The 7,004-nt window shown below is 74.9% G+C and carries 8 protein-coding genes; 3 read left to right on the top strand and 5 right to left on the bottom strand.

Features of this window, described 5'->3' with window-relative positions; translation table 11 throughout:
- Positions 1–553 (bottom strand): B12-binding domain-containing protein (locus ACJA3G_RS25900; RefSeq protein WP_406555453.1); only part of this gene is annotated, 553 nt, incomplete at its 3' end.
- Positions 541–747 (bottom strand): hypothetical protein, encoded by a 207-nt coding sequence (locus tag ACJA3G_RS25895; RefSeq protein WP_406555452.1) that lies wholly within the window; start codon positions 745–747, stop codon positions 541–543. The genes ACJA3G_RS25895 and ACJA3G_RS25900, both read right to left, overlap by 13 nt.
- A 171-nt stretch (positions 748–918) precedes the next feature.
- On the opposite strand from ACJA3G_RS25895, the gene ACJA3G_RS25890 reads away from it, so the two are divergent.
- The gene (locus tag ACJA3G_RS25890) at positions 919–1,554 is read left to right on the top strand and encodes an RNA polymerase sigma factor (RefSeq protein WP_406555451.1); all 636 of its coding nucleotides are present in this window, start codon (positions 919–921) and stop codon (positions 1,552–1,554) included.
- Positions 1,555–1,582: 28 nt separating this feature from the next.
- Here ACJA3G_RS25890 and ACJA3G_RS25885 read toward each other — a convergent pair whose 3' ends face one another.
- The 3 genes from ACJA3G_RS25885 to ACJA3G_RS25875 are packed head-to-tail and all read right to left on the bottom strand — an operon-like array spanning position 1,583 to position 5,095.
- Positions 1,583–3,142: an FAD-dependent oxidoreductase gene (locus ACJA3G_RS25885; RefSeq protein WP_406555450.1), complete on the bottom strand. Its 1,560-nt coding sequence runs from the start codon at positions 3,140–3,142 to the stop codon at positions 1,583–1,585.
- Positions 3,139–3,876, bottom strand: a complete 738-nt coding sequence (locus ACJA3G_RS25880) for a class I SAM-dependent methyltransferase (RefSeq protein ID WP_406555449.1) — start codon at positions 3,874–3,876, stop codon at positions 3,139–3,141. The genes ACJA3G_RS25885 and ACJA3G_RS25880 overlap by 4 nt, the downstream gene beginning before the upstream one ends.
- 25 nt (positions 3,877–3,901) lie before the next feature.
- Positions 3,902–5,095, bottom strand: a complete 1,194-nt coding sequence (locus ACJA3G_RS25875; RefSeq protein WP_406555448.1) for a lycopene cyclase family protein — start codon at positions 5,093–5,095, stop codon at positions 3,902–3,904.
- Positions 5,096–5,541: 446 nt separating this feature from the next.
- On the opposite strand from ACJA3G_RS25875, the gene ACJA3G_RS25870 reads away from it, so the two are divergent.
- Both ACJA3G_RS25870 and crtI read left to right on the top strand, forming a co-directional pair.
- The gene (locus ACJA3G_RS25870; protein ID WP_406555447.1) at positions 5,542–5,931 is read left to right on the top strand and encodes a hypothetical protein; all 390 of its coding nucleotides are present in this window, start codon (positions 5,542–5,544) and stop codon (positions 5,929–5,931) included.
- Positions 5,928–7,004 (top strand): phytoene desaturase family protein (crtI, locus tag ACJA3G_RS25865; RefSeq protein ID WP_406555454.1); only part of this gene is annotated, 1,077 nt, incomplete at its 3' end. The genes ACJA3G_RS25870 and crtI, both read left to right, overlap by 4 nt.

The raw sequence follows: 7,004 nt of genomic DNA, 5'->3' as shown, positions 1-7,004 counted from the left end.
CCAGCGGCAGGGTGTGCTGTTCGTCTGGGACGCAGGCGAGCAGGGCGGGAGGGGCCTCGGGGGCGGGCCGCGGGCAGGGCAGCAGGAGCGGCACGCTGCGCAGGGCGGTGGAGATGAGCCAGGAGAGCATGTGCTCGACCTCCACGTAACGGTCGCCGCCGGACTCCCACTTGCGGCCCACCGCGTACAGGGTGGGCATCATCATCTCCTCCCAGGCCGTCAGCACGCCGTGCTCCTGGACGAACGCGTTGAGGCAGGCCTGTACGGCGGGTGCGTCCAGGCGTACGGACGCGCGGGCCAGGCCGCGCGTCTCCCGGCGGATGGTGCCGAGGGGCAGTGGGCTGCCACCTGTCGGTGCGGCGCGCGGGACGGACGCGGGACGTGGTCCGGTGGCGGCGTCCTCGGGCCGCGGCGGTGGGTTGTCCGGCGCGGGCTCCGCGGGCGTGGGCCGGCCGGTGTCCGGCGCCGGGGCGGCGGGGTCGGAGCGGGTGGCCGCCTGCGCGGCGCGGGCTGCCTCGGCGGGAGGTACTCCGAGGGCCGTCAGCCGGCACATCTGCTCGACCAGGGCGATGTCCCACGCTCTCCAGCGGCGGTGCCGGCCACTCTGGTGCCGCGCGGGGCCGAGCCGTAACGGCGGTCCCAGGACCGGATGGTCACCGGTGACACGCCGAGCCGCTGTGCGAGCACGCCGGTGGTGATGCCGATGTCCTCGGACCGAGTCGGCCCGAGCGCGTGGTCGGTACTCACGCCCCGCACTATACGACGCACATTCGATGCGAGTTGAGCCGCCGAGCAGGTCTTTGCAGGCTGGGGACGCGGACACCGCAAGAGGCGGAAACCGTACCGGGCGTCCGCCCGTCGGCCGCCATCTCCCGTGTGAACCGGCCGCGTTGGCGTGGCCGAGGAGGAGCATGGATCATGACCGCAGTGCGGGCCACCTGTCCGGGCGTCGTCGGCGCCGACGGCGCCACCGGGCAACCGTCACGGGTTCCGGCCCAAGGGGCGCTCGACGACGAGGAGTTGGCCGAGGGATTCGCCCGGGGCGAGGAGGCCTGCCTCGTCGCGGCGCACCAGCGCTGGAGCGCCCTGGTCCACACGCTGGCGCGGCGGGCACTGGACGACGCGCGCGAGGCCGAGGACGTCACGCAGTCCGTGTTCCTGGCCGCCTGGCGCGGGCGCTCCACCTATTCACCCACGCGGGGCGTCCTGGCCGGCTGGCTCGTCGGCATCACCCGGCGCACGATCGCGGACACGCTGTCCGCCCGGGCACGCCGTGCCGAGCTGGTCACGGCGGCGGGCGCCGCACTCGGCCACCAGGAGCACGATCCGGCGGCGCGGCCCGAAGCCGTGCTCGACCGGGTGCTGGTCCGGCAGGAGCTGGCGAAACTCCCCGCGACGCAGCGCCGCGTCCTCGGGCTCGCCTACTACGACGACCTCACGCACACCCAGATCGCCCAGTTGACGGGGTGGCCGCTCGGCACGGTCAAGAGCCACGCCCGCCGCGGGTTGCACACCCTCGCCCGCTGCCTGCGGGAGAGCGGCGCCCCGGCATGAGGGGCAGGCGGGACTTTCGCAACACGCCCTAGCGGCCTCCGCACCGGCTCAGAGCGCGCAGCAGCGGGCCACGGCCACGGTCGGGGACGGTCCACAGTGGCTCCCCGCGTACGTTCCACTGGGTCAGGAGGGCGTTGGCGGCGAGGAACCCGGTGGTCGCCGCCCGCTCCATCAGTGCCACGGGCAGATCCACCCGCACCAGGTCCCCGGCCAGCACCAGACGCGGATCCGGGGTGCGGACCGGCGGGCGGTCGGTGTGGCCGCCGACCGGGAACAGGGGACAGTCGGCCCGCCACTCGTGGCGGACGTCGACGACCCCGGCGGTGCGGGTCTCCGGATACACCACATGGAGCTGGTCGATCAGACGCTTCTGTTCCACATCCCGGGGTCGGTCCGCGGGCAGCGCGTAGGCGTGGAGTTCCACGACGGACCCCCCGGTGCGCGCCGACCACCGGGCGGCCTCGCCGTCCCAGCGTTCCAGCACGCTGACGTTGTCGAGGTTCGCGTATCCGCTGGTGCCCAGGAAGCCCGGCCGGGCGCCGGCGACGGGCCGGTCCAGCCACAGCCGGGTGACCAGGAAGGGCGGGGCGGTGCGCAGCCGGGCGACGCGCTCGCGCCACGCCGCGTCGCCCAGCCGGCCGCAGCGGCCCACCAACGAGCGCAGTCCACCGGTGTCCAGGGCCAGCACGACGGCGTCGTGGCGCTGGTGGTCCCCGGCGCCGGTGGTCACCTCGTAACCGCCGTCGGGCAGCGGGGCGATGTGCTCCACGGGGCTGGAGGTACGTACGTCGGCGCCGTGCCGCCCCAGGTGGGCGGCGAGGGGGTTCCAAAGGGCCTCGGTGAAGGGCGCGTCGGGCACGTCGAAGAGCAGACCCTCCGAGGAGCCCAGGAAGTAGATGTGGAACATCAGGGCCATCTCGGCCGCCGACAGATGGCGTGGGTCGGCGAAGAAGCTGCGGGAGAACACCTCGAAGGCGAGATGGCGGGCGCTGGGCGGGAAGCGGATGTGTTCCAGGAAGTCGTGCGCGCTGGTGCGGTCGAGGCGCAGGTAGACGTCGGGGACGCGCACGTCGAGGAGCGGGAGGGCCGCGGCCGGGCGCATCCGGCGCAGGTCGCGCAGGCCGAAGGAGGGGCTGAGCGCGGCGAATCCCACGGCGCTCCAGGGCGGGGTGCGCGGGACGTGGCGGAAGCTGTCCCGCATGCCGTCGCGGTGGCGGAGCGGGTAGTCCGGCAGAGGTGTGAGGCGGGCGAGTGACGGGTCGGCGCGCCGCAGCAGACCGCGCAGGTTGTAGTACTGGCGGAAGAACGCGTGGAAGCCGCGGCTCATGGTGGTCCGTGTCCCGTCCGCCAGCCGGGTGGGCCATGCCCCGACCCGGCCGCCCAGATGGGGCTCGCGCTCGTACACCGTGACGGCCACGCCCCGCTCGGCCAGCGCGGTCGCCGCCGCCAGGCCCGCGACGCCGCCCCCCACCACCGCCGTGCTCGGCCGCTCGCCCCGGATGCGCGCGGATCCGGCCGGAGGCGGCAGCGCGCGTGCCCGCCGGTCCCGGCCGGGGTGCGGGGCCGCGTTCCCGCGCGGGCGGGTCATCGTGCTTCCTCGGTTTCGGTGGGAGCGTCGGTGCGGCGGGCGACGAAGGTGTGCGTGATACCGGTCTGCCAGCCGGGCAGCGGCAGCGCGCGTACCGCGTCGAATCCGGCGGTGCGCAGACGGGCGGCGAAGCGGTCCGCGGTGTCGAAGTCCACGACGCTGCGCCACAGATGGCGGTAGAGATCACCGTCTCCCAGGGCTCCGGCGAGGGGCTGGACGAGGCCGCGGCACACCAGGGTCCACACCGCCCGGTCGAGGCGGTGGCCGCTGAGGGTGTACTCGTGCACGCCGAGCCGGCCGTACGGGGCGAGCAGGCGGTGGACGGCGCCGAGTACGGGGTCCGGGTCGGAGAGGTTGCGAAAGAGATAGGCGGCGAAGACGGCGTCGAACGGACCCCGGACACCGGCCTCGGCGAGCCGCTCGGCCGGCGCGTGGACGAAGGAGACGTGCGAGGGCCAGGGTTTGGCGGCGGCCCGTCGCAGCATGCCCGCGGAGGCGTCCACGGCCGTGATTGCGGCGTCCGGCAGGACGGTGTGCAGGGCGGCGGTGGAGGCGCCGGTGCCGCAGCCGAGATCCAGGATGCGCAGGCCCCGGCCGCCGCCCGTGAAGCCCAGGCGCCGCACGGAACGGCGCAGGTGGGAGTGGTAGCCGGGATTGACGGCCACCATGGCGTCGTAACTGCGAGCGGCGTGGTCGAAAGCGACGGCCAGGTCCTGGTCGCGCAGCAAGGTCATGCGGTCTCCTGTGTGCGGTGTGCGGTCAGGTGAGCTCGTGGAGGCGGCGGGGCAGGAACGGCAGCTCCAGCGCGGAGCGCAGCATGGGGGCCACGGGGGTGCGCAGCCCGATGGCGAGGTCCTGGTGGAGCCGGGTGCGTCCGTCCAGGAACCGCAGGAGCCGCCCCGGCGGCACCGTCCTGAACAGGCGGGCGAAGAGCTCCGGTCCCTCGACCCGGCCGCTGTCCAGGGCGCGCAGCAGGACGGCGTCCATGGCGCGGGAGCGGGCCGAGTGGGCGGGCGGCGGCACGGGTCTGCGGCCCTGGTGCAGGGCCGTGGCCACCGCCCGGGTCTGGCGTTGCAGTCCGGCGAAGGTGTAGCCGGTCGCGGGCCGGGTCGCGCCGCCCGCGGCGCCGATGCGGAACACGGACGCCCCTGTCTGGCGGGTCAGCGGAGCGTCCGTCATCGGGATGACGCCGGTCTCGGTGGAGACCACCTCCAGCGCGCTGAGGCCCAGCACCTCCGTGGTGTAGTGGCGTACCGTCGCCTCGTACTGAGCGGCTGTCAGGACCTGCGGCGAGAACTCGGTGTACTCCACCAGGGCCTCGTGGGGTGTGAGCGGCAGCAGATAGCCGAACGACAGGCCGCGTACGGGCTGGGGGGTGCGGAAGTCCATCAGGTCGGCGGTGGCGGGGTCGAAGACGGGGCGCGCGGCGCGGACGAAGCACCCGTGGAAGTGCTGCAGCAGCGTGGTGCGCGCGGCGGGCAGGCTGCCCGGCGGCCGGGAGTCGAACACCCAGCGGGCGCGCAGCACGCGCGCGCGGTCCTGGGCGTCGCGCAGATGGACGCGGGCCCCGAGGTGGCCGTCGTCCACCGCCTCCACGGTGGCCTCCAGCCGCCGCACGGCCGGGTGGTGGGCCATCTGTGCGGCCACCAGGGCCTCGAACGCGTCCGACCTGATCATCTTGTACCGCAGCGGTGCGATGTCCCCCTCGATCGGCGGCCCGGTGCGTGGCCGGACACGTAACCGCTGCCACGACGCGCTGACCGCGGCGTCGAAGCGGCCGGGACCCGACTCCCAGAAGCACCAGGTCCGGCGGGGCGGACGCAGCGGGCCGGGCGGCGCGTCGATGAGGGCGACCGTGCACGCGCGCGCCCGGAACCGGGGCCCGGACAGCCGGTGCGCCAGCGACAGTCCGGCGGCGCCAGCGCCGATGATGGCCACATCCGCCTCGAACACCGCGGCCTCCTTCTTCCCGCTCTCGTACCGCCCCGTCCCCAGCATTCCTGTCCGGGGGCCCGATCGGATGCAGGCCACTCGCTCGGGTGACTGCGGCCTGTCGGTGCGCGAACCGGCCCGGGACGGGAACACATGCGCCCGTGTCCGTGGCGCATGTCGCCCCTGGTGCATCCGTGCCGGCTGTTCGGCGCGTAGTCAGCAGGGACGAAGCGATGCACGCAAGCACGACGAGAGGAACCGGGATGCGCCGCTCACCGGCGACCGATCATCTGACGGACGGTCCGCCTTCCGTACCGCGCACGGCAGCCGTTTCGGCCTCCACCGCATGGGTGCGGCCATATGGCCGCACGGCCCCAACGGCGGGCCGCGCGCGGGGCCCCATGGCGCAGTCGCCGTGCGCGAAGCCCGCGGCGGCCCACCGCGTGGACCAGGACGTGCGAGGCGCCGTGGGACACGTGCTGGACCAGGTCCTGGCCGACCGGGTCGCGCGGGCACGGGCACTGGACCCGCTCTTCGCCGCGGACATCGCGGAACGGGTCGCCCGGTTCAGCCGCGGCGGCGGCCGGACCCGTTCCCAGCTGCTGTGGTGGTCGCTGCGGGCGTGCGGCGGTGCGGACGGGGCGCCGGTCGCCGCGGCGCTGCGCATCGGCGCCGCCCTGGAACTCCTGCAGACCTCCGGGCGCAGACTGGGCGCGCTGCTGCACTCCGTGGCGGGTGCGGGAGGCGGTGGCGGTACGGGAGGAGCCGGCGGCGACGGGCCGGGAACCGGCCGCCCGGGACTGGTGGAGTGCCGCACCGAGCCCCTGGAGTGCCGCTCCGAGAGGGCGCGCTCGTGATGCGCACGGTGCCGGGACGCACCGACCACGTGGTGGTCGTGGGAGCCGGGCTCGCCGGGCTGTCGGCCGCCCTGCACCTGCTGGGCGCCGGACGGCGGGTGACGGTCGTCGAACGCGACCCGCTGCCCGGCGGTCGCGCCGGACGCCTCGACCTCGGCGGCTACCGGCTCGACACCGGTCCCACCGTCCTGACCATGCCCCACCTCGCCGACGAGGCCTTCGCCGCCGTGGGGGACAGCCTGCGCCGACGCGTCGAACTCATCCCGCTCCACCCCGCCTACCGCGCCACCTTCGCCGACGGCAGCGGCCTCGACGTGCACACCGACGCGGCGGCGATGAGCGCGGAGGTCGAGCGCTTCGCCGGGGCCCGGGAGGCCGCGGGCTACCGCGAACTGCGCCACTGGCTCCAGCGCGTCTACCACGCGCAGATGCGCCGCTTCATCGACGCGAACTTCGACTCCCCGCTGAACCTGCTCACCCCCGACCTGGCGCGGCTGGCCGCCCTGGGCGGATTCGGGCGACTGGACGCCCGCATCGGACGCTTCCTGAAGGACGAGCGGCTGCGCCGCGTCTTCACCTTCCAGTCCCTGTACGCGGGAGTCCCCCCGGCCCGGGCGCTCGCCGCGTACGCGGTCATCGCCTACATGGACACCGTCGCCGGGGTGTACTTCCCCCGCGGCGGCATGCACGCACTGCCCCGGGCCATGGCGGCGGCAGCGGCGGACGCGGGCGCCGAACTGCGCCTGGGCCAGGAGGTGGTGCACCTGGAACGCTCCGGCGGCACCGTCACCGCCGTCGTCTCCGACCACGACCGCATCCCCTGTGACGCCGTCGTCCTCACCACCGATCTGCCCGTCGCCTACCGGCTCCTCGGGCGCAGCCCCCGCCGGCCGCTGCGCCTGCGGCACGCGCCGTCCGCGGTGGTGCTGCACCTGGGCACCGACCGCACCTGGCCGAACCTGGCGCACCACACCCTCTCCTTCGGCGCGGCCTGGCACAGCACCTTCGACGAACTCACCCGCACCGGACACCTGATGAGCGACCCCTCCCTGCTGATCACGCGGCCCACCGCC

It is taken from the genome of Streptomyces sp. YS-3 (assembly GCF_045257485.1).
Lineage (GTDB): Bacteria > Actinomycetota > Actinomycetes > Streptomycetales > Streptomycetaceae > Streptomyces.
This window is presented reverse-complemented; position numbering and strand designations above follow the sequence as displayed.

Bases quoted from the DNA above. Each gene is read 5' to 3' on its own strand.
- ACJA3G_RS25890 (WP_406555451.1), top strand. From the start codon at position 919: ATGACCGCAGTGCGGGCCACCTGTCCGGGCGTCGTCGGCGCCGACGGC.
- ACJA3G_RS25880 (WP_406555449.1), bottom strand. From the start codon at position 3,876: ATGACCTTGCTGCGCGACCAGGACCTGGCCGTCGCTTTCGACCACGCC.
- ACJA3G_RS25885 (WP_406555450.1), bottom strand. From the start codon at position 3,142: ATGACCCGCCCGCGCGGGAACGCGGCCCCGCACCCCGGCCGGGACCGG.